The sequence below is a fragment of the Acetobacter garciniae genome (assembly GCF_017377735.1).
Classification (GTDB): domain Bacteria; phylum Pseudomonadota; class Alphaproteobacteria; order Acetobacterales; family Acetobacteraceae; genus Acetobacter; species Acetobacter garciniae.
Window position 1 is genome coordinate 657,863 of sequence record NZ_JAFVMH010000001.1, and the last position, 18,499, is coordinate 676,361.

General features: G+C 63.0%; 20 protein-coding genes and 1 tRNA gene. 15 read left to right on the plus strand and 6 right to left on the minus strand.

Annotated features, from left to right (window positions below; genetic code table 11):
* The first annotated feature begins 158 nt into the window (after nucleotides 1-158).
* On the plus strand, nucleotides 159-1,196 hold the full coding sequence (gene moaA / locus J2D77_RS02905) for a GTP 3',8-cyclase MoaA (protein ID WP_207844761.1): 1,038 nt from the start codon (nucleotides 159-161) through the stop codon (nucleotides 1,194-1,196).
* Between the two features lie 83 nt (nucleotides 1,197-1,279).
* Here moaA and J2D77_RS02910 read toward each other — a convergent pair whose 3' ends face one another.
* Complete coding sequence (locus J2D77_RS02910; protein WP_207844762.1) at nucleotides 1,280-2,137, minus strand: class I SAM-dependent methyltransferase; 858 nt, start codon at nucleotides 2,135-2,137, stop codon at nucleotides 1,280-1,282.
* Between the two features lie 69 nt (nucleotides 2,138-2,206).
* On the opposite strand from J2D77_RS02910, the gene J2D77_RS02915 reads away from it, so the two are divergent.
* The 5 genes from J2D77_RS02915 (at nucleotide 2,207) to J2D77_RS02935 (ending at nucleotide 5,916) form a co-directional block, all read left to right on the plus strand.
* Entirely contained in the window at nucleotides 2,207-2,995 is a 789-nt protein-coding gene (locus J2D77_RS02915; protein ID WP_207844763.1) for a ComF family protein, read from the plus strand.
* Between the two features lie 59 nt (nucleotides 2,996-3,054).
* A complete protein-coding gene (gene grxC, locus J2D77_RS02920) occupies nucleotides 3,055-3,315 on the plus strand; it encodes a glutaredoxin 3 (RefSeq protein WP_207844764.1) in 261 nt (86 codons plus the stop codon).
* A 42-nt stretch (nucleotides 3,316-3,357) separates the two neighbouring features.
* The gene (locus J2D77_RS02925; RefSeq protein ID WP_207844765.1) at nucleotides 3,358-3,897 is read left to right on the plus strand and encodes a DUF1178 family protein; all 540 of its coding nucleotides are present in this window, start codon (nucleotides 3,358-3,360) and stop codon (nucleotides 3,895-3,897) included.
* A gap of 192 nt (nucleotides 3,898-4,089) precedes the next feature.
* Nucleotides 4,090-4,518, plus strand: a complete 429-nt coding sequence (locus J2D77_RS02930) for a DUF2147 domain-containing protein (RefSeq protein WP_331000061.1) — start codon at nucleotides 4,090-4,092, stop codon at nucleotides 4,516-4,518.
* A 63-nt stretch (nucleotides 4,519-4,581) separates the two neighbouring features.
* On the plus strand, nucleotides 4,582-5,916 hold the full coding sequence (locus tag J2D77_RS02935) for a lactonase family protein (RefSeq protein WP_207844767.1): 1,335 nt from the start codon (nucleotides 4,582-4,584) through the stop codon (nucleotides 5,914-5,916).
* Between the two features lie 57 nt (nucleotides 5,917-5,973).
* On the opposite strand, the gene ubiG is transcribed toward J2D77_RS02935, so the two are convergent.
* Nucleotides 5,974-6,753 (minus strand): bifunctional 2-polyprenyl-6-hydroxyphenol methylase/3-demethylubiquinol 3-O-methyltransferase UbiG, encoded by a 780-nt coding sequence (gene ubiG, locus J2D77_RS02940; RefSeq protein WP_207844768.1) that lies wholly within the window; start codon nucleotides 6,751-6,753, stop codon nucleotides 5,974-5,976.
* Between the two features lie 178 nt (nucleotides 6,754-6,931).
* Here ubiG and J2D77_RS02945 point away from each other — a divergent pair, with 178 nt between their 5' ends.
* The 6 genes from J2D77_RS02945 to prfA all read left to right on the plus strand — a co-directional run bounded on the left by J2D77_RS02945 (nucleotide 6,932) and on the right by prfA (nucleotide 14,284).
* Nucleotides 6,932-8,185, plus strand: a complete 1,254-nt coding sequence (locus J2D77_RS02945; RefSeq protein WP_207844769.1) for an aspartate kinase — start codon at nucleotides 6,932-6,934, stop codon at nucleotides 8,183-8,185.
* The gene (locus J2D77_RS02950; protein ID WP_207844770.1) at nucleotides 8,178-9,257 is read left to right on the plus strand and encodes an NAD(P)H-dependent flavin oxidoreductase; all 1,080 of its coding nucleotides are present in this window, start codon (nucleotides 8,178-8,180) and stop codon (nucleotides 9,255-9,257) included. Before J2D77_RS02945 ends, J2D77_RS02950 begins: the two co-directional genes overlap by 8 nt.
* Nucleotides 9,250-10,548, plus strand: coding sequence for a helix-turn-helix domain-containing protein (locus J2D77_RS02955; protein WP_207844771.1), 1,299 nt, complete (start codon nucleotides 9,250-9,252; stop codon nucleotides 10,546-10,548). The genes J2D77_RS02950 and J2D77_RS02955 overlap by 8 nt, the downstream gene beginning before the upstream one ends.
* A gap of 132 nt (nucleotides 10,549-10,680) precedes the next feature.
* Nucleotides 10,681-11,841, plus strand: coding sequence for a flavodoxin-dependent (E)-4-hydroxy-3-methylbut-2-enyl-diphosphate synthase (ispG, locus tag J2D77_RS02960; RefSeq protein WP_207844772.1), 1,161 nt, complete (start codon nucleotides 10,681-10,683; stop codon nucleotides 11,839-11,841).
* A gap of 137 nt (nucleotides 11,842-11,978) precedes the next feature.
* A complete protein-coding gene (gene hisS, locus J2D77_RS02965) occupies nucleotides 11,979-13,229 on the plus strand; it encodes a histidine--tRNA ligase (protein WP_207844773.1) in 1,251 nt (416 codons plus the stop codon).
* Nucleotides 13,226-14,284 carry a peptide chain release factor 1 gene (gene prfA, locus J2D77_RS02970; protein WP_207844774.1) on the plus strand — a complete coding sequence of 353 codons (1,059 nt, stop codon included), beginning with the start codon at nucleotides 13,226-13,228 and terminating at the stop codon, nucleotides 14,282-14,284. The genes hisS and prfA overlap by 4 nt, the downstream gene beginning before the upstream one ends.
* Nucleotides 14,285-14,290: 6 nt before the next feature.
* Here prfA and J2D77_RS02975 read toward each other — a convergent pair whose 3' ends face one another.
* Nucleotides 14,291-14,737, minus strand: a complete 447-nt coding sequence (locus J2D77_RS02975) for a hypothetical protein (protein WP_207845008.1) — start codon at nucleotides 14,735-14,737, stop codon at nucleotides 14,291-14,293.
* Between the two features lie 93 nt (nucleotides 14,738-14,830).
* Here J2D77_RS02975 and prmC point away from each other — a divergent pair, with 93 nt between their 5' ends.
* Both prmC and J2D77_RS02985 read left to right on the plus strand, forming a co-directional pair.
* Nucleotides 14,831-15,709: a peptide chain release factor N(5)-glutamine methyltransferase gene (prmC, locus tag J2D77_RS02980; protein ID WP_207844775.1), complete on the plus strand. Its 879-nt coding sequence runs from the start codon at nucleotides 14,831-14,833 to the stop codon at nucleotides 15,707-15,709.
* A gap of 267 nt (nucleotides 15,710-15,976) precedes the next feature.
* Nucleotides 15,977-16,411: a DUF4167 domain-containing protein gene (locus J2D77_RS02985; protein WP_207844776.1), complete on the plus strand. Its 435-nt coding sequence runs from the start codon at nucleotides 15,977-15,979 to the stop codon at nucleotides 16,409-16,411.
* 163 nt (nucleotides 16,412-16,574) lie between these two features.
* On the opposite strand, the gene J2D77_RS17420 is transcribed toward J2D77_RS02985, so the two are convergent.
* The 3 genes from J2D77_RS17420 to J2D77_RS02995 form a co-directional block, all read right to left on the minus strand.
* Nucleotides 16,575-16,700 (minus strand): hypothetical protein, encoded by a 126-nt coding sequence (locus J2D77_RS17420; RefSeq protein ID WP_269142509.1) that lies wholly within the window; start codon nucleotides 16,698-16,700, stop codon nucleotides 16,575-16,577.
* Between the two features lie 181 nt (nucleotides 16,701-16,881).
* A tRNA-Met gene (locus J2D77_RS02990) sits at nucleotides 16,882-16,956 on the minus strand.
* Between the two features lie 98 nt (nucleotides 16,957-17,054).
* Entirely contained in the window at nucleotides 17,055-17,513 is a 459-nt protein-coding gene (locus J2D77_RS02995; RefSeq protein ID WP_207844777.1) for an MlaD family protein, read from the minus strand.
* 125 nt (nucleotides 17,514-17,638) lie between these two features.
* On the opposite strand from J2D77_RS02995, the gene J2D77_RS03000 reads away from it, so the two are divergent.
* Nucleotides 17,639-18,487 (plus strand): undecaprenyl-diphosphate phosphatase, encoded by an 849-nt coding sequence (locus J2D77_RS03000; RefSeq protein ID WP_207844778.1) that lies wholly within the window; start codon nucleotides 17,639-17,641, stop codon nucleotides 18,485-18,487.
* Nucleotides 18,488-18,499 lie beyond the last annotated feature (12 nt).

An 18,499-nucleotide genomic window follows, 5' to 3' on the forward strand; every position in this document is an offset into this window, starting at 1 on the left:
CCCGTTGCAGGCGTGATGCTCGCCTGCAAGGCGGCCTGGAAGAACCAGACCGCCTTTTGCGTGTTATAATCCGCTCCACATTTCCCTGCGCTGCTCACATGGGGGGCGTGCTGGGATTTGTGTTTCAAAGCGGGACGGGTTTCTGATATAGTGGACCTATGTTGTCCTCTTTAATGGACCCTGCCGGTCGGCGGATCTCCTACCTTCGTTTATCGGTGACGGATCGGTGCGACATGCGTTGCACCTATTGCATGTCCGAAACCATGACGTTCCTGCCCCGGGCCGAGGTGCTGGATTTCGAGGAACTGCTGCGGCTGAGCCGTGTCTTCGTGACCCACGGTGTGCGCCACCTGCGCATAACGGGGGGTGAACCGCTTGTGCGCAAGGATATCGGCCTGTTCCTGACCGAGCTGGGCACGTTGCTGCACCAGCCCGAGGACAAGGGCCGCCTGCACGAACTGACCCTGACAACCAATGGCAGCCGCCTGGCGGCCTATGCGTCCCTGCTGGCACGGGCCGGGGTGCGGCGGATCAATGTCAGCCTCGATTCCCTGGATGCGGCGCGCTTTGCGCGGATTACCCGCCGCGGAACCCTGGCAACCACGCTGGAGGGTATTCGTGCCGCGCGGCAGGCAGGCCTTGCTGTGAGGATCAACACCGTGGCCATGGCCGGGGTGAACGATGATGAATTCGATGACCTGCTGAACTGGTGCGGGCAGGTCGGGGCCGATCTTTGCCTGATCGAGACCATGCCCATGGGCGATACCGGGGTGGAAAGGCAGGCCAGCTACCTGCCGCTGTCCGATGTCCGGGCGGGGCTGGAAAAGCGCTGGACGCTGGACCCCATTCCCGTTGCCGTAGGGGGCGTTGCGGCAGGTGCCAATGGCCCGGCCCGGTACGTAAGGGTCAGGCAGACCGGGCAGCGACTGGGGTTTATCACGCCGCTGAGCCATAATTTCTGTTCAACCTGCAACAGGGTCCGCCTGTCCTGCACGGGCAGGCTTTATACCTGCCTGGGCCATGAAGACGGGGCGGATCTGCGCGCGCTCCTGCGCGGCGGGGCCACCAATCACGACCTGGAAGAGGTGATTGCCGCAGCCATTGCCCGCAAGCCCGCGCGGCACGACTTCCTGCTCGAACGCGCATCCGGGCAGGTCATGGGCCCCGAACGCCATATGAGCGTCACCGGCGGCTGAATTTGCCGTGACCGATTCCACGCTTGCGATGGCGGGCGCGGCTGATCGTGCAGGCTGAAGGGCCCGACCAAAGGGTTCAGAGGCTATTGGTCGGTGGCGAAATACTCTCCCAGATTGTGTTGGAACTGTCCGGGTGCGAGCGGCTTGGGTTGCGTGGGGGCAGGTGCCCAGCCGGACAGCACGGCCATGTGCAGCGGCATGGCGAAGCTGTCTTCCCCCGTTTCTTCCAGCATGGCGGCGGCCGCGGGGAAAAGCATGCGCGGCGCCATGGTACGCGGGCGCAGGGCCAGGGCGTTGGTTTCACCCGCCGCGCGTAAATCCGCCATAAGGGCCCAAAGCGTGCGGTAACGCAGGTCCAGCACCTCACTATCCACCACAGGCAGGGCAAAGCCCGCACGCTGCATGAGCTGCGCGCAGCTTTGCTGGGTAGGCAGGGGTGACACGCGGGGCGATACCCCATCGCTTACAGCCAGTTCGGCGGCTTCCAGCGCTTTGCGCAACGGGCCCAGTGTGGGCAGGATGGGCACGGACGCCAGAAACAATCCATCGGGCCGCAGCACGTGCCTGATCTGGGCGAAAAGCCCGGGCAGGTCGTTCACCCAATGCAGGGACAGGCAGGCCGTGACCAGGTCGAAGCTCCGGGCGGCAAAAGGCAGGCTCTCAAGATCCGCGCAGATGGCGGGTCCGCCCGACAGGGCCGCCTGGGCTGGCGATACATCAAGGGCGACGGCGGAAATGCCCCGCTGCGCCAGGGCCTGGCACACCAGGCCTCTGCCCCCGATATCGAGCGCTGTGGCAAAAGGCCTTGCCATGTCGTCAAGCCGGTCTATCAGACTATCGGTGGCGGCTTGCAGGATAGGGGCCACATCGCCCTGGCGGCGGGCGGCCCGGTCCCGGTGCAGCCTTACGGCGCGGGGGTCGAAAATCAGCGGCGTGCTCATAGGCCAGATGTGCGCGTTCGCGCGTGTTTTGCCAAGCCGGGCGGCCGGTAACGGGAGCGGGAGCCCAGAATGCGCGGGACGATCATGGGCAGGATGGGGCGGGCGGCATTGGACATGCTATACCCACCCTCCTGCCTGCTATGCGGGACAGACGTGGCGCAGGCGGGGCTGGTCTGCACGCAATGCTTCGGCCGCCTGCAACCCGTCAGCCAGCCTTTCTGCAAGGCTTGTGCCGCCCCGCAGGCCTCGGCCGCCCTGCTTGGGCCGCAGGGGCTATGCAAGGCATGCGAACGCCACCACCCGGTATGGGGGCAGGCCCGCGCGGCCTTTGTGTATGGTGGAGGCACGCGGGAGCTGATCCTGCAGCTCAAATACGCCGACCGGCTGGATAACGCGGCCTATCTGGGCGCGCGCATGGTTGCGGTGGGTGCGGATATTCTCCAGCCCGGCAGCCTTCTGGTGCCTGTGCCCGTGCATCGGTGGCGGCTGCTGGCCCGGCGCTACAACCAGGCAGCACTTCTGGCGCGGGTGGTTGCGCGGTTGAGCGGGCTGGATCACATGCCCGACGCCCTGGTGCGCAGGCGACCCACGGCACGGCTCGCGCGTTTTTCCCGCGCCGCGCGGCAGAAGGAGGTCAGCCAGGCGGTGGGCGTGCGCGCCAGCCGACGCGACCTTCTGGCAGGGCGGCAGGTCGTGCTGGTGGATGACATGCTGACAAGCGGGGCCACGGCATCGGCCTGCGCACGGGCCCTGCGCGAGGCCGGGGTGCAAAACGTGCATGTTCTTGTCGCCGGAGTGGTGCCTGCGCGCGCAGATGTTGATATAGAGTTGTCAGACATGAACAAAACCCGTGCCTGACAGGGCGGGGGGCGTGCCGGTCTGGCCGGGCGCCTGAAAAAACGACAGAAGGTCTGCTCATGCCCGATATCGAAATTTATACCCAGCCCGGATGCCCCTATTGCATGCGTGCTGTGGCATTGCTGGAACGTAAGGGCGTGCCTTTCAAGGAAATCAATGCGCCGCGCGGCACGCCCGAACGGGCTGCGTCCACAAGCCGTTCGGGTGGGCGCACTACCGTGCCGCAGATTTTCGTCGGCGGTAACGCCTTGGGCGGGTGCGATGACCTGATGGCGCTGGAGCGTTCGGGCAAGCTCGACGCCCTGCTTGGCCTTGGCTGACAGGCCGCCCAGGCGGTCATGTCCATGCGAAAGTAGGGCGGAATGATCTGTTACCAGTTGCGTTGTGCGGGCGATCACGGGTTTGAAGGATGGTACAGGGACAGTGCCACATTCGCGCGGCTGCAACGCGCGGGCCTGCTGTCCTGCCCGGATTGTGGCACGTCGAAGGTGGAACAGGCGCCCATGGCCCCGGCCATTGTCAGCAGTGGACGCGCGCGCGCGGTTGCAGAGCAGGCTGGCGAGCAGGGCAGGGAACTGCCCGGTGGCCCGCCCGATGCACCTGACGCTGAACCGGCTGGCGCATCAGGTATGGGCGGGCCCGGCGGGCCGGTCGCACGCAGGCAGTCGCCTGCGGGCCTGCCCGATGTCGTGGTCAGCGCCATGCGGCAGATGCGCCGCGCCATAGAAGAAAATTGCGAGAATGTGGGTGAACGCTTTGCCGAGGAGGCGTTGCGCATCCACAAGGGCGATGCCCCCGAACGCGGTATTTACGGGGACATGACCCAGCCCCAGCGCGAAACACTGGAAGACGAGGGGGTGGAGTTTCATACCATTCCCTGGATAGGCAAGACCGAGAATTGATGGGTCGGGATACAGGCCACGCCCTATGAGGTATTACCGCAGGGGCGGAATGTCCCTGCCGGTGCAGATAGCGGGTGCGGCGTGGTTACTCTTCCTGGCCCGACGGAGGAAAAAGGCATGAAAAGGCACAGGGATACGGGCCGGGCAGTCTGGAACCGCAAGGTCTGGGGGCGTGTGGCGTCCGCGCTGGCCATGGGGCTGTTCCTGGGTATTGCGGCTCCCCGGACGCTGTATGCCGCATCCTCCGGGGCGCTGATGGGCTATTGGCTCAGCCAGGATCACGACGGTGTTTTCAGGATTGAGCAATGCGGGCAGACCGTCTGCGGCCGTCTTGTGGGCTTGCGCTACGATGGCACGGACGTGCCGCACGGGCATGACGGCAAGTCCGAATGCGGAATTACCATGCTGACGGATTTTACCCCCCTGGATGACAACCAGGGGCGGTTGGGGGGGCAGATTCTCGACCCCGATACAGGGCATGTCTACGATGCGCAGATATGGTCCCCCCGCCCGGATGTGCTGAAGCTGCGCGGCTATCTCGGCCTGCCCATTTTTGGCGAAACCCAGACCTGGACCCGTTACACGGGACCGCCGATGGGGCCAATGTGTAAAATGCCCTGAAAGGGGATACTGAGGGAAATCTCCTGCGGGAAATCCCCGGACTTGAAGGAAGGAGGTGCCCGGATGGCGGGACGAATTTCGCGGCGAACCTTTTGGCAGGGCAGCCTTGCAGCCGGGGTTTTGTCCGGCAGCGTGGCGTGTGGCCAGGCCCGTGCGCAAGCGCCATCCCAGGCTCAGGCACAACCGGCACAGGCCCCGGCAGCACAGGGCGGCGCTTCTCCCGCCGGCTCGGCACCCCCCGATGGTGCCGTGAAATCCGCCCCCAAACGGATCTTCTGCTATGTCGGCGGCTATACGCAGCATGGGCCGCCGGGTGGCAATGCGGATGGGCTGGGCCTGTTTGAAATGAACCCCGACACCGGTGCGCTGACCCATGTCGCGACCTATGCCGATGTCGCAAGTCCGTCCTTCATCGCATTGTCGCCCGACGGGCGGTTTCTCTACGCGGTGAACGAGATCAACGATTATAACGACCAGCATAGCGGTTCCGTTACGGCTTTCTCGATCGACCAGGGCAGTGCTGTGCTGACCAAGCTCAACACGGTTGCTTCGGGCGGTGCCGATCCCGCGCATCTGAGCGTGCATCCTTCCGGGCGCTATGTGATGGTCGCGAACTATACCGGCGGCACGTTCGCGCTGCTGAGGGTCAAACCCGATGGCTCGCTGGGTGAGATGACAACGCTCATCCATAATTCCGGCCCGCGCATGCCCGATCGGGCGGCGGATAACCCGCCGGGCAATTTTGCGATCAGCGATCATTCGGCCGCCCATCCGCATATGATCCATGCCGACCCGTCCGGCCGGTTCGTATTGGTGGCCGATGCCGGGCTGGACCGTGTCTATGTCTGGCGGCTGGATATGCAAAGCGGTCGCCTCAGCCCTGCCAAGGTGCCGTTCGTTCCCATGACACCCGGCTCCGCCCCGCGCCATTTCCAGTTCAGCGAGGACGGCCGCAGGCTGTTTATCTTGTGTGAACAGGATTCCAAGGTGGTCGTGGCCGATTTCGATCCGCAGACGGGGCTTATTACCCCTAAGCAGACGGTCAGCAGCCTGACAGCGCATTTCCATGGCAGCACGCTGGCCGCAGGCATTCTGCTGTCACCCGATGCGCGGTTTTTATACGTGTCCAACCGGCTGGGGGACTCGCTCGCGGTCTTCCAGATCGCAGCGGATGGGACACTGACCCTGGTGGATGAAATCTGGACCCATGCCGATTACGGGCGTGCGCTGAAATTCGACCCGACGGGCCGCTACCTGTATGTCGCGAACCAGCGGAGTGATTCCATCACGTCCTTCAAGGTCGATAGCCTGACCGGCAAGATCAACTTCACATGGGACTTCACGCCCGTGGGCAGCCCCACCTGCTTTGAATTCCTGACCTTGCCCGCACAGGCGTGAAGTCCCGGCTGCTGGCCGAACACCAGCGCCTGTGGTGCGAATGAAAAAGCTTTAGAATCAGTATTTTCGGAACGCTGCTATATAGTTCACGCTAAGGTCACGGGTTTCTTTCCACGGGCTGCTCAGCGGCAGCAGGCTGGTGGGGGCCATGCCTGTCATGGCGTCCATGCGCAGCCCGGCGGCGCGGGCATAATGGGCCAGTTCCGCAGGGCGGATGAACTTGCGCCATTCATGCGTGCCGATGGGCAGCAGGCGCATGACATATTCCGCGCCGATCTTGCCCACGGCCAATGAACGCAGCGTGCGGTTCAGAGTCGAGACAATCACCACGCCAGTGGGTTCCACCAACTGCGCCAGCATTTCAAAAAATGCTTCAGGGTCAGTGACATGCTCTATAATTTCTAAGGCTACCACCGCATCGAAGCGCTGGTGTTCTGCCACCAGTTCTTCCGCACTGCCGACCCTGTAGTCCAGCGGGCCGGAGCCTGGGGGCAAAGGGTGGGCTTCCACGTGGCGGCGGGCGGCGGCAATGCCGTCGGCGGATGCATCCAGCCCCAGCACGTCATAGCCTGCCTTGGCCAGCGCCTCGCTCGCAAGACCTGCTCCGCAGCCGATATCGAGCACCCTTGCGCGGCGTGATGTCCTGCCGCGCAGGGGCAGATGGCGGCAGGCCCAGTCGATCCGCAGCCCGTTCATGGCATGCAAGGGCTGCATGGGGCCCGTGGGGTTCCACCATTGGTCCGCCAGGGCGCTGAAACGGGCGATTTCCTCGGCGCAAACGGAGCCAGCGGGCTGGGGATCTTTCTGCGGGTCTGCCTGGGGAGTGGATGCAAACATACAACAAATTCCTTTCCTGCTGGTCTCCCCGCTGGACGAAAGGGGGCCGAGAAGGGTATGTGACGCGCCTTGTGAAGCTGCGCAACTGTCCGCGCGCGTCTTTTCTGTCATCGCTGATAGCAGGAGAGCGCGTGAGGGGCAGGTTTTTTTGCGACCTGCTCAGGTGGAGATAAAAGCTATGTCCGGTTCCGCACCCCGGGTTGTCATGAAGTTCGGTGGCACGTCCGTGGGGGATCTCGATCGTATTCGCGCCGTGGCCCAGCGTGTCAAAAAGCAGAAGGACGCCGGGTGCGACGTGCTTGTGGTGGTGTCGGCCATGGCGGGCGAGACCAACAGGCTGGTCGGCTATTGCCAGGCGTTGTCCCCCCTGCATGACCCCAAGGAATACGATTCGATCGTCGCCACCGGCGAGCAGGTGACAAGCGGGCTGCTGGCCATTGCCTTGCAGAGCCTTGGCGTGCCCGCGCGCTCCTTCGCGGGGTGGCAGGTGCCGATCCGCACCGATTCGGCGCATGGCAAGGCCAGCCTGGACACGATCGACGGCGAACACCTGCTGGGCTGCATGGCCGAAGGTGTCGTGCCCGTTGTCGCGGGGTTCCAGGGCGTGGCGCCCGACGGGCGGGTCTCCACCCTTGGGCGCGGCGGGTCCGATACATCGGCCGTGGCGCTTGCGGCCGCGATCAAGGCCGATCGGTGCGATATCTATACCGACGTGGACGGGATCTACACGACAGATCCCAGGATTGTCTCCAAGGCGCAAAAGCTCGATAAGATTACCTACGAGGAAATGCTGGAACTCGCGTCTGTGGGGGCCAAGGTGTTGCAGACCCGCAGCGTGGCCCTGGCCATGCGCCAGGGTGTGCGCGTGCAGGTGCTGTCGAGTTTTGAAGATGGTCCGGCGGTCATGGAAGGCCAGCTTCCCGGATCCCTGGTGGTGGATGAGGACGAAATCGTGGAAAAGAAACTGGTCACCGGCATTGCCTATTCCCGTGATGAAGCCAAGGTGTCGGTGCGGCGTATTCCCGACCGTCCCGGCATTGCCGCGGCTATTTTCGGCCCGCTGAGCGAAAGCAACGTGAACGTGGACATGATCGTGCAGGCCACCGGGGCCGACGGCACCACGAACATCACCTTCACCACCGGCAAGACCGACCTGCCGCGCGCCATCAGCGTGCTGGAATCCGTCCGTGACGCCGTGCAGTACGAGGAACTGCTGACCGACCCCGATATCGTCAAGGTCAGCGTGGTGGGCACGGGCATGCGCTCGCATGCGGGTGTGGCCAGCACCATGTTCCGCACCCTGTATGAGCGTTCGATCAACATCCAGGCCATTTCCACCAGCGAGATCAAGGTCTCGGTCCTGGTTGCAGCCGAATATGCGGAACTTGCCGTGCGTGCGCTGCACACAGCCTACGGCCTGGACAATGTCTGAAGCCCTTCTGGCCGAACGCCCACCCACGGATGTGGAATGGACGCGCGCGCGCAACCGGCTGAACCGGCTGTGGGCCCGCGGCACCGAATTTCTGGGCACGCCTTACGCCATCCTGGGCGGGGCGATGTCGTGGCTGAGCGAGCGGCATCTGGTTTCCGCCATTTCCAATGCGGGCGGGTTCGGCGTCATTGCCTGCGGGGCCATGGAGCCCGACCGCCTGGCCGAGGAAATCGCAGCCACGCGTGAAATGACCGACAAGCCTTTTGGCGTGAACCTCATTACCATGCACCCCATGCTCGACGACCTGATCAGGGTCTGTCTCGAAGCCGGGGTGGGGCATATCGTGCTGGCGGGGGGCATTCCGCCCGGGGCTGCCATCAAGGCGATCAAGGACGGTGGCGCGAAGGTTGTCGCCTTCTCGCCCGCGCTGGTGCTGGCCAAGCGGCTGGTCCGCATGGGTGTGGACGCGCTGGTGATCGAAGGTGCGGAAGCGGGCGGGCATGTCGGCCCGGTTTCGCTGACGGTTCTGGCGCAGGAAATCCTGCCCCATATCCGTGACGTTCCGGTGTTCGTCGCGGGCGGTCTGGGCCGGGGGGATGCGCTTGTCTCCTACCTGGAGCAGGGGGCCGCGGGTGGGCAGCTTGGCACGCGGTTTGCCGCAGCCCAGGAAAGCATCGCGCATGAAAAGTTCAAGAAGGCCTTTGTGCGCGCCGCAGCCCGCGATGCGGTGACATCCGCCCAGTTGGATGAGCGCTTTCCGGTCATTCCGGTAAGGGGGCTTGCGAATGAGGGCGGGCGGAAATTCCTGGCCCACCAGGCCGATGTCATCCGCCGCTTCCAGGGCGGAGACCTGACGCGTGAGGCAGCGCAGCTCGAGATCGAACATTTCTGGGCCGGGGCCTTGCGGCGCGCGGTCATCGATGGCGATATCGAACATGGTTCGGTCATGGCGGGGCAGTCCGTTGGCATGGTCACGGCCGTGCAGCCGGTTGCGCAGATTATTGCTGACCTGATTGACCAGGCCGTGGTAGCTCTGGTCAGACAACAACGACGTATGGATGCTGATGGCTGAACACGCCCACGGTGCCGAGCAGGGACAGGAAAACCCGTCCCATGTCTTACCCGACGTCGCAGCTCTGGGCGTCGGCCGGGCGTTGCGTGAGCGCCGTGAGCAACTGGGCTGGTCGCTCGAAGAGGTATCGGGCTGGCTGCGGATTCGTGACGTTTATCTGAATGCGCTGGAAGCCGGGCTGCCCGAAGTGCTGCCAGCCGAGGTCTATGCGCTGGGTTTCCTGCGCACCTATGGGCAGGCCCTCGGCTTCGATCCCGCCATTCTGATCAACCGCTACCGGCAGGAAACCCGGACGGTCGTGCACAAGCCCGTACTCGATTTCCCCGATCCCGTGCCCGACCGCCGCCTGCCACCTGCTGTTTCCATTTCGCTGGGTCTTGTGGTCGTGCTGGCAAGTTATGTCGGGTGGTATTGCTTTGTGGGGCGTAGCTCCCCCCTGCCGGAACACGTGCCGCCCGTGGCCAGCCTGATGCAGGGTGAGGCCACGCGCAACACGCCATCCCCCCAGGTGGCGTCCCTTCTGCCGGAACACGCGACCCGCATGCCCCAGCCCCTTGCCCCTTCCGTCGCGGATGCGGCGGCCCAGGCGGTGGAGCAGGGCCAGGCGGGGAATACGGCAACGGTGGCCAATGCCGGTAATGCCGCAGTGCTGCAGGACCCACCCCCCATGCAGGGCCAGGGTGCTGCTGACCCGTTGCCCCCAGCCCCCGGCGCGACACCGGCTGCTCCTGTTCCGCCCGCGACCGGGCAGGTGGTGCCACCCGTGGCGCAGGCCGTGCCGGATGATCAGATTGTCGTGAAGGCGCAGGCGGCAAGCTGGGTGCAGGTCAAGGATACGCAGGGCAAGACGGTTTATGACCATGTGCTGCAACCCGATGAGGAATGGACGGTGCCCGCGGCGGGTGGTCCCTATAGCCTGACTGTTGGCAATGCGGGCGGTATCGTGGTGAGCGCGGGTGGCGTGACCACCCCGGCACTGGGGCGGAACGGTGCGGTACGCAGGCATCTTTTGCTGAGTGCGCAGGCCGTGCGCGATGGATCCCTGGCGACACCGGCTGCCGTATCGGTTGGTAGTGCTGTGCAGCCCGCATTGGCGGCAGGCCCGGTTTCGGCTAATGATAATCCTGCGGTACAGGGCGTGCGCGACGCACCGGCCGCAGTCGTGGCTCCTGTTGTTCCGCCTGCTGCAACGCATGCGCCGTCAATGCCGCCGCAGGCGTCATCCAGCGCGGATGAACCCAGCGCCGATGACCTGAACGCACGTCAGCTCCAGGGAACCGACGCGCGCTGAATGGCTCTTTCCATGCTTTATGTGTAGCCAACTGGCTCCGTTTTTGGCAGGACAACACCAAACCTCGCGTGCAAGCCGTGGCGCCGAACACGGTTGTGCCCGCCAACTGTCGTCTCGACAAAAGGATGTAAGATGAGCGGCTACCGGCCTTACCAGCATATTGAGCGTCGGAAATCTCGGAAAATCCATGTCGGCAAGGTCGCCGTCGGTGGGGATGCACCGATTTCCGTTCAGACAATGACCAATACGCTGACCAGCGATGCCCAAGCGACGATCGAGCAGATTCGCCGGGCCGAACTGGCCGGGGTCGATATCGTGCGCGTGTCCTGCCCGGACGAGGAAAGCACGGCGGCACTGGCGGAAATCGTCCGTGAAGTGAACGTGCCGATCGTGGCGGACATTCACTTCCACTACAAGCGCGCGATCGAGGCGGCAAAGGCCGGGGCGGCCTGCCTGCGGATCAACCCGGGCAATATCGGCAGCCCGGAGCGTGTGCGTGAGGTGGTGAACGCCGCCAAGGATTATGGCTGTTCCATCCGTATCGGCGTGAATGCCGGTTCGCTTGAGAAGCATCTCCTGGAAAAATACGGCGAGCCCAACCCCGAAGCGCTGGTGGAAAGTGCTCTGGAACACGCCAAGATTCTCGAAGATCACGATTTCCGCGAATTCAAGATCAGCGTGAAGGCATCGGACGTGTTCATGGCCGTCGCCGCCTACCAGCAACTGTCCGAAGCCTGCGATTACCCGCTGCATATCGGCATTACCGAAGCGGGCAGCAAGCGGGCGGGCACGGTCAAGTCCTCAATCGGGCTGGGTAACCTGCTCTGGGCCGGTGTGGGCGATACGATGCGTGTCTCCCTGTCCGCAGCACCGGAAGAGGAAGTGCTGGTGGGCTGGGATATTCTCAAATCCCTGGGCTTGCGCCATCGCGGCGTGAAGATCATTTCCTGCCCGTCCTGCGCGCGGCAGGGCTTCAACGTGGTGGAAACCGTGCAGACGCTCGAAGACCGGCTGGCGCATATCAAGACCCCGCTGACGCTGTCCATTATCGGCTGCGTGGTGAACGGCCCGGGTGAGGCGCTGATGACCGATCTGGGTGTGACAGGCGGTGGTTCGGGACGCCACATGGTCTATTCCGCCGGCAAGCAGGACCACACCATCCCTGGTGGCGACATGATCGAACATGTCGTGGAACTGGTCGAGCAGCGCGTGGCCGCCATCCAGGCGGAAGAAGCCAAGGCCAAGCAGGAAGGCGAGAAGTCCGAACTGCCGGACATGGCCTCCGCCAAATGACATCCGGCGGTGTGCTGGTGGCGCGGTCTGGCCGCGCCATTGGCGCGCGCCCGATATCACCCTGATATCATAAAGAAAAACAAGGTCGGCCAGCCCCTGTTGCCGGGGCGGGCGTCCAGTCGGGAACAGAACATACCGTGAGCACCATTCAGCCTGTAAGAGGAACGCACGATCTTATCGGTGAGGAGCAGCGGCGCCATGCGCATGTCGTCGGCACCGCGCGCGAGATTGCCGGGTTCTATGGCTTTGATGAATGGTCGACCCCCATTTTCGAGGATACGCGCGTTTTCTCCCGCTCCCTGGGCGATACCTCGGACGTGGTGTCCAAGGAAATGTATTCCTTCTCCGACCGCGATGGCGAAAGCCTGACCCTGCGGCCGGAAGGGACAGCGGCCGTCTGCCGCGCGCTGGTCACGAATGCGCTTACGCAGTCTTTGCCGCAAAAGGTGTTTTACGCAGGCCCCATGTTCCGCCACGAACGCCCGCAGAAAGGGCGTTACCGCCAGTTCCACCAGATCGGGGCAGAACTGATCGGGGCTGCCGAACCTCTGGCCGATGCCGAAGCCATTGCCCTGGGGCATGCCGTGCTCAAGGCGCTGGGCATTGCCGATTACGTGACGCTGGAACTGAACACGCTGGGTGACACACAAAGCCGCACGGCCTGGCGGCAGGCGCTGGTGGATTATTTTTCGGCCCATAAAGGCACCCTGTCAGAAGACAGTCTGGCCCGGCTTGAAAAAAACCCGCTGCGCATTCTCGACAGCAAGGACGCTGCTGATCGCGCCCTTGTGGCCGATGCCCCCATGATGGCCGAATTCCTCACGCCGGAGGCGCGCGCCTTCTGGGACGAACTGCGCCAGAAGCTGGACATGTTCGGCATTGCCTACACGATCAACCCCAGCATTGTCCGCGGGCTCGATTACTATAACCACACCACGTTCGAATTCGTGACCAACCGCCTGGGTTCACAGGGCACCGTGCTGGCTGGCGGGCGGTATGACGGGCTGGTCAAGCAGATGGGTGGGCCGGATATTCCCGCCATAGGCTGGGCAGCCGGGGTGGAGCGGCTGGCCATGCTGCTTGAGGACGTGGCACCCGCACCCCGTTCCGTCGTGATCGTTCCTGTGGGTTCCCCGGACGAGGCGGCGGTGTGCCAGATTCTGCAGGCCCTGCGCGCGCAGGGTATCCGCACCGAGATCGGCTACAAGGGCTCCCTGCGCAAGCGCATGGAACGGGCCGGCAAGCAGAATGCCAGTCACGTGCTGTTCCTGGGTGAGGAAGAACTGGTCCGTGGCGTGTTCCGTGTGAAGGTCATGGAAAGCGGTGAAGAACGCGAAGTCTCGCGCGATGCCTTGTGTTCAGAGGCACGGAGCATTTTTGCGTCATGAACCTGGATGAACGGCTGGACCGTATTGTCAGCCGGGCCCTGGAGCTTGAGGCACAGTTATCCGGCGGTTTGAGTGGCGAGGCCTTTACCCAGGCGTCGCGCGAGTATGCCGAACTCGACGACCTTGTGCGTCGGATCAACGACCTGCGCGCGGCCGAGCAGGCCGTGATCCAGGCCGAGCAGCTTCTGGCCGATCCGGAAATGAAGGAACTGGCCAGCGCCGAACTGGAAGAACTGCACGAACGCCTGCCGCACCTGCAAAGGGATGTGCGGCTGGCCCTGCTGCCCAAGGACGTGGCGGATGAACGCAGCGCCATTCTGGAAATAAGGCCCGCCGCCGGGGGGGATGAAGCCGCCTTGTTCGCGGCCGAACTGTTCGATCTGTATCGTCGCTATGCCGAGCTGAAAGGCTGGCGCTTTACGGTCATGGATTATGACGAAAGCGAACTGGGCGGCCTGCGCGGCGGTATTGCCGAAATCAACGGCAAGGGCGTTTTTGCCCGGCTGAAATATGAATCCGGCGTGCACCGGGTGCAGCGCGTGCCCGCCACGGAAAGCCAGGGCCGCATCCATACCTCCACCGTGACCGTGGCCGTGCTGCCCGAAGCGGAGGAGGTGGACGTTACCGTGAACGAGACGGAACTGCGTATCGATGTGTTCCGGGCCTCGGGCGCTGGCGGGCAGCATGTGAACAAGACGGAAAGTGCCGTGCGGATCACGCATTTGCCCACGGGCATTGTCGTGTCCATGCAGGAGGAAAAAAGCCAGCACAAGAACCGTGCCAAGGCCATGAAAATCCTGCGCGCGCGGCTTTATGAGCGTGAGCGTGAGCAGGCCCATGCCTCCCGCGCGGCGGATCGTCGTTCGCAGGTGGGAACAGGCGATCGGTCCGAACGGATCAGGACCTATAACTTCCCCCAGGGCCGCGTGACGGATCACCGGATCAACCTCACACTCTACAAGATCGACCGTGTCATGCTGGGTGAACTCGACGAATTCGTGGACGCGCTGACCCAGGAAGAACAGGCCATGCTTCTGGCGGCGGAAGGGCTCTAGCGGTTTTTAACTGATGGGGGCCGCGCACACGTCTGACCGGCCGGGGGAATGGGTGGCGCTGTCGGGCGCTGTCGGGTCGATCAGGAAGAAATCCGTAAAGCCGGATGATCCGAGGGCGAAAAAGTGATGCCCATCGGGGTTGCGCAAGGTTCCGTCACTGCTGATTTCATGCGTCTCCACCTTGCCTTCCTCCGTGCGGACCGTAATTTCCCCACATAAGGTGTAGGTGTGCTGGCTCTGCCCCTCCTGCGTGGGGATATGAACTGTCCTTTCGCGCCGCTGGTCGTCCAGGCGGAAGGTGGCGACCAGCTTGCCGTCAAGATAGATGCGTGACACCTCGGAAACCTCGCTGTCGGCCTTGCCGTCCGTAACCGAGAAGTCTCCCGCCAGGGCGGGGAAGGCAAGCAGGGCCGCCAGGGCAAGGCCGGGTAATGCGACGGCAATGCGCGGCATGGTACGGAACAGGGTAACGCGGGTAAAACAGGCAGCTTGATAGAAAAAACGCATGAGAACGACACGCCAGGCCACGACTTGAGGATCGACAGCGTGACAGCAGACAATACTCAAAACCACCAGTCAATAGAGCGGCTCCTGCAAGCAGGCACGCGCCGACTGGAGGAGGCAGGCGTGGAAAGCCCCCGGCGCGAGGCCCGGCTGCTGCTCCAGCACGCCTTGGGGCTGAGTGCCGAGCAGATGCTTGCCCGTTCCGCGCGTGAGAGCGTTCCCGCATCTCTTTTCCTGTCCTGGCTGGAACGCCGCGCCCGGCACGAGCCCTTTGCCTATATCACGGGAAGCAAGGGGTTCTGGAGCCTGGACCTGGCGGTGTCGGGTGCCTCCCTCGTGCCCCGGGCCGATACGGAAACCCTGGTCGAATGTGTGCTGGAACACTGCCCAGACCAGACCCGCGCCCTGTCGGTATTGGACCTGGGGACGGGGAGCGGGTGTCTTCTACTGGCCGTTCTGGCCGAATACCCCGCAGCCTGGGGGATAGGTATCGACATCAACCCAAAGGCGGCAGCGCTCGCGCGCAGCAATGCGGAGCGTTCGGGGCTGGCGGGCAGGGCGGCCATGCTGGCGGGGGAATGGACACAGGCCCTGGCCGGTCATGCCCGCTTCGATGTGGTTGTAAGCAATCCGCCTTATATCCCGACACAGGATCTGGACACCCTCATGCCAGAGGTGCGCGAGCACGAACCCGTTGCCGCACTGGATGGCGGGGCAGACGGGCTGGATGCCTATCGGGTGCTGTGCCAATGCCTGCCATCGCTGCTCGCCCCCGGCGGCATTGGCGTGTTCGAGATCGGGATAGGGCAGGAGACGGCCTTGCGGGATCTGGCGCGGCAGGCCGGGCTGAATGTGGTGGCGGTGCAGCCCGATCTGGGCGGAATACCCCGTGCGGTTGTCCTGCGTGCTGCTGATGCATGATGTGTTTGTGAGAGATGGAAAAAAGCGGTTGGCATTGCACGCTGTGGTTGGTATGGTAGTGCTGCTTGATTTTGCAGCAGCCGGGGAATTCATATTCTCCTCCCTGCCAGACAAGCGGTAAGGGCCTTTCGTCTGGCAATGCGCATACCGTTGCCGTTTAAAAGCCCCTCCCAAAAACAATTCGGCCTTCATTCAGGAACATGCCTTTTCTATCGGACTGTTTCCTCATGCTAAGTGCCATGAACAGGAAAGCACTGTGGTAAACCCATGAACGTAAAACGGATGCGGACCAGACATCATCGTTCCGGCGGGAGCAATGGAGCGTCCAGGCAACTGAACGGCCAGATTCCCATGAACCGGAATCATGTTTTTGATAGTCATGGCCCTGATGTACGTGTCAGAGGCACGGCCCAGCAGCTTTTTGAAAAATATCTTCAGCTTGGGCGTGATGCCACGGGCAGCGGTGACCGGGTCGCGGCCGAGGCCTATTTCCAGCATGCGGAGCATTATTTCCGTATCATGAACGCCATGGCTCAGGCTGCCCAGCAAAGCCAGCAGGAACGTGCGGAACGCCAGAGCACGCGCCAGCCCCGCGCCCAGTCCCACGCGGTGGAAGAAGGCGAAAGCCAGCCGGATGTGGATGAAGGCCCGGAAGAGACTGATCTTTCTACCGAACCGCAGCCCGAACTCTCCGAAGGCTGAAAATCTGACTCTATCCCCCGCCCATTGTCGTGGGCCGGGGATGGCGTCCGCTCATGCCCGCTTGGGCGGGAAAGCAAGAGGCGATGCCGGGCAGGGGATATTCCTGCTGACAAGCGGCTTTTAAAGGCCTTGAGACAAGGCCCCGCGGCAAGCGCCGCACATTTCACCCGAAAAGACATGCAATGATGACCTGGATCGGCTTTTGACGCTGTTCGGCCGCCCAGAACAGGAAGTCATATCCACTATAGATGGGGTAGCGTGGCAGCACCGGTCGAAGTGCGTGCGCCATGCTAATCAGAAAACACGCACCCTGAACGCGATCGCCAAGCTCTCATACCGTGCTCTCGACCAGAGGCAGGAGGAGACGGGAGTGACTAGCGTTGCGGGAAAGGGAGGAATCAAGTGACTGCCAAATCCTTGGACCACAGAGATGATCGTTCGGAAAGTCACGGAATATAAAGGAAAAACCATGGTAGCGGCGGAAGGATTTGAACCTCCGACCAAGGGATTATGATTCCCCTGCTCTACCACTGAGCTACGCCGCCATCGTGTTGGTGGCGCTGATCTACCGTGTCCCACATCATGCGTCAAGTCGTGGGTGACGATGGCGGGAAATTTTTTGCGCCGCCGTTTGTTTTTCCGCCTATTGCTCGAGTGTGCTTACGCCAAAAATGTAGTTGCTGACCTGCTGTTCAAGGCTTGTGGGTTCCGTGGTGTGCGTCAGCAGGGTGCCGGGGGCTGCGAATTCGGTCGCACTGCCCGGCTCGATCATCAGCGCGCTGTCCGATGACAGCGTGGCGCTGCCGATGCTCAGCAGGCTGTCGCGGGGCAGGCGCAACGCCGTATCGACCCGGAAGCGGACAATGGCCATCTGGGTCTGCGTATCCAGGGTCACGGAGGAAACACGGCCGACGCGCACGCCCGCCATATCGACATCCGCCCCGCGTGCCAGACCCGTGGCAGAGACAAAGCGCGCCGACAGTTCGTAGCTGGCAGTTCCTGGCGTTTTCTGGGTTTTATAGGCGTACAGCATGAAAACAGCCGTGCCGAACAGAACCAGCATGCTGAAGATACTTGCGCCTATCTGGCCTTGCTTGCCCATGACCTGCCGGTTTCCTTGTCTGTGGGTCTTGTCCCCCATGTGGGAAACAACGGAAAACCTTGTAGCACATGGGTGCTTGGTGCAAGAACAGCAGGGTAGCCTGCTAGTGTGGATCGTGACCGGACATGTCTTTTTTTCAAGCTCTTATCATGGCAATTCTTCAGGGAGCGACGGAACTTTTTCCGGTCAGCAGTCTGGGGCATGCGGTTATCCTGCCCTCCGTGCTGCATTGGGCTTATGACCCGCATGACGCGACGTTCCTGCCGTTCCTGGTCATGCTGCACCTGGGCACGTCGGTCGCCCTGCTGATTTATTTTTCCAAGGACTGGGCCGCCCTGATCCGGGGCGTGCTGGGTTTTGAAGGCCAGCGCATCCAGTTGGAGAGCTTTCATATTTTCTGGCTGCTTGCCGTTGCCACGATTCCCGCCGTGGTGGTGGGCGGCCTGTTCGAGCATCTGCTGCGCTCCGTATTCGGCTCTGCTTCCTCGGCGGCTGGCTTCCTGTTTCTGAACGGCCTGCTTCTGCTGCTAAGCGAAAAACTGCGGGGGTCCGTCCCCGATCGGGAGGTGCGCTGCATCGCCGCGCTGACCTCGCGCGATGCGGTGGTGATCGGCCTGTTCCAGTGCCTGGCTTTTTTTCCCGGTCTTTCGCGCTCGGGGGCGACCATATGCGGTGGCCTGCTGCGCGGCCTGCACCATGACGCAGCAGCGCGTTTTTCCTTTCTCATGGCCCAGCCTGTCATTCTGGCGGCCACCGTGCGCGAGGCGTTCAAGATGCGCCATATTCCGCTACAGCCGGGTCAGATGCACATCGCGCTGATCGCGGCCGTGGTGTCCGCGATTACGGCGCTGGTCAGCACGGCCTTTCTCATGCGCTATTTCCGTGACCACGATAACTGGGCCATGACCCCGTTTGCGGTGTACTGCATGGGGGCGGGGGCTGCGGCCTGGTGTTTCCTGCATTTCGCGATCTGACAGGAAAGCGGG

What these genes read in the sequence shown, in the direction of transcription:
- J2D77_RS02910 (WP_207844762.1), bottom strand. Translation starts at nt 2,137, where the DNA reads ATGAGCACGCCGCTGATTTTCGACCCCCGCGCCGTAAGGCTGCACCGG.
- J2D77_RS17420 (WP_269142509.1), bottom strand. Translation starts at nt 16,700, where the DNA reads ATGGCGCACGCACTTCGACCGGTGCTGCCACGCTACCCCATCTATAGT.
- J2D77_RS02950 (WP_207844770.1), top strand. Translation starts at nt 8,178, where the DNA reads ATGTCTGAAGCCCTTCTGGCCGAACGCCCACCCACGGATGTGGAATGG.
- grxC (WP_207844764.1), top strand. Translation starts at nt 3,055, where the DNA reads ATGCCCGATATCGAAATTTATACCCAGCCCGGATGCCCCTATTGCATG.
- J2D77_RS03000 (WP_207844778.1), top strand. Translation starts at nt 17,639, where the DNA reads ATGTCTTTTTTTCAAGCTCTTATCATGGCAATTCTTCAGGGAGCGACG.
- J2D77_RS02930 (WP_331000061.1), top strand. Translation starts at nt 4,090, where the DNA reads ATGGGGCTGTTCCTGGGTATTGCGGCTCCCCGGACGCTGTATGCCGCA.
- J2D77_RS02975 (WP_207845008.1), bottom strand. Translation starts at nt 14,737, where the DNA reads ATGCCGCGCATTGCCGTCGCATTACCCGGCCTTGCCCTGGCGGCCCTG.
- J2D77_RS02955 (WP_207844771.1), top strand. Translation starts at nt 9,250, where the DNA reads ATGGCTGAACACGCCCACGGTGCCGAGCAGGGACAGGAAAACCCGTCC.
- J2D77_RS02945 (WP_207844769.1), top strand. Translation starts at nt 6,932, where the DNA reads ATGTCCGGTTCCGCACCCCGGGTTGTCATGAAGTTCGGTGGCACGTCC.
- J2D77_RS02995 (WP_207844777.1), bottom strand. Translation starts at nt 17,513, where the DNA reads ATGGGCAAGCAAGGCCAGATAGGCGCAAGTATCTTCAGCATGCTGGTT.
- J2D77_RS02985 (WP_207844776.1), top strand. Translation starts at nt 15,977, where the DNA reads ATGAACGTAAAACGGATGCGGACCAGACATCATCGTTCCGGCGGGAGC.
- ubiG (WP_207844768.1), bottom strand. Translation starts at nt 6,753, where the DNA reads ATGTTTGCATCCACTCCCCAGGCAGACCCGCAGAAAGATCCCCAGCCC.
- J2D77_RS02925 (WP_207844765.1), top strand. Translation starts at nt 3,358, where the DNA reads ATGATCTGTTACCAGTTGCGTTGTGCGGGCGATCACGGGTTTGAAGGA.
- prfA (WP_207844774.1), top strand. Translation starts at nt 13,226, where the DNA reads ATGAACCTGGATGAACGGCTGGACCGTATTGTCAGCCGGGCCCTGGAG.
- J2D77_RS02915 (WP_207844763.1), top strand. Translation starts at nt 2,207, where the DNA reads ATGCGCGGGACGATCATGGGCAGGATGGGGCGGGCGGCATTGGACATG.
- J2D77_RS02935 (WP_207844767.1), top strand. Translation starts at nt 4,582, where the DNA reads ATGGCGGGACGAATTTCGCGGCGAACCTTTTGGCAGGGCAGCCTTGCA.
- ispG (WP_207844772.1), top strand. Translation starts at nt 10,681, where the DNA reads ATGAGCGGCTACCGGCCTTACCAGCATATTGAGCGTCGGAAATCTCGG.
- moaA (WP_207844761.1), top strand. Translation starts at nt 159, where the DNA reads ATGTTGTCCTCTTTAATGGACCCTGCCGGTCGGCGGATCTCCTACCTT.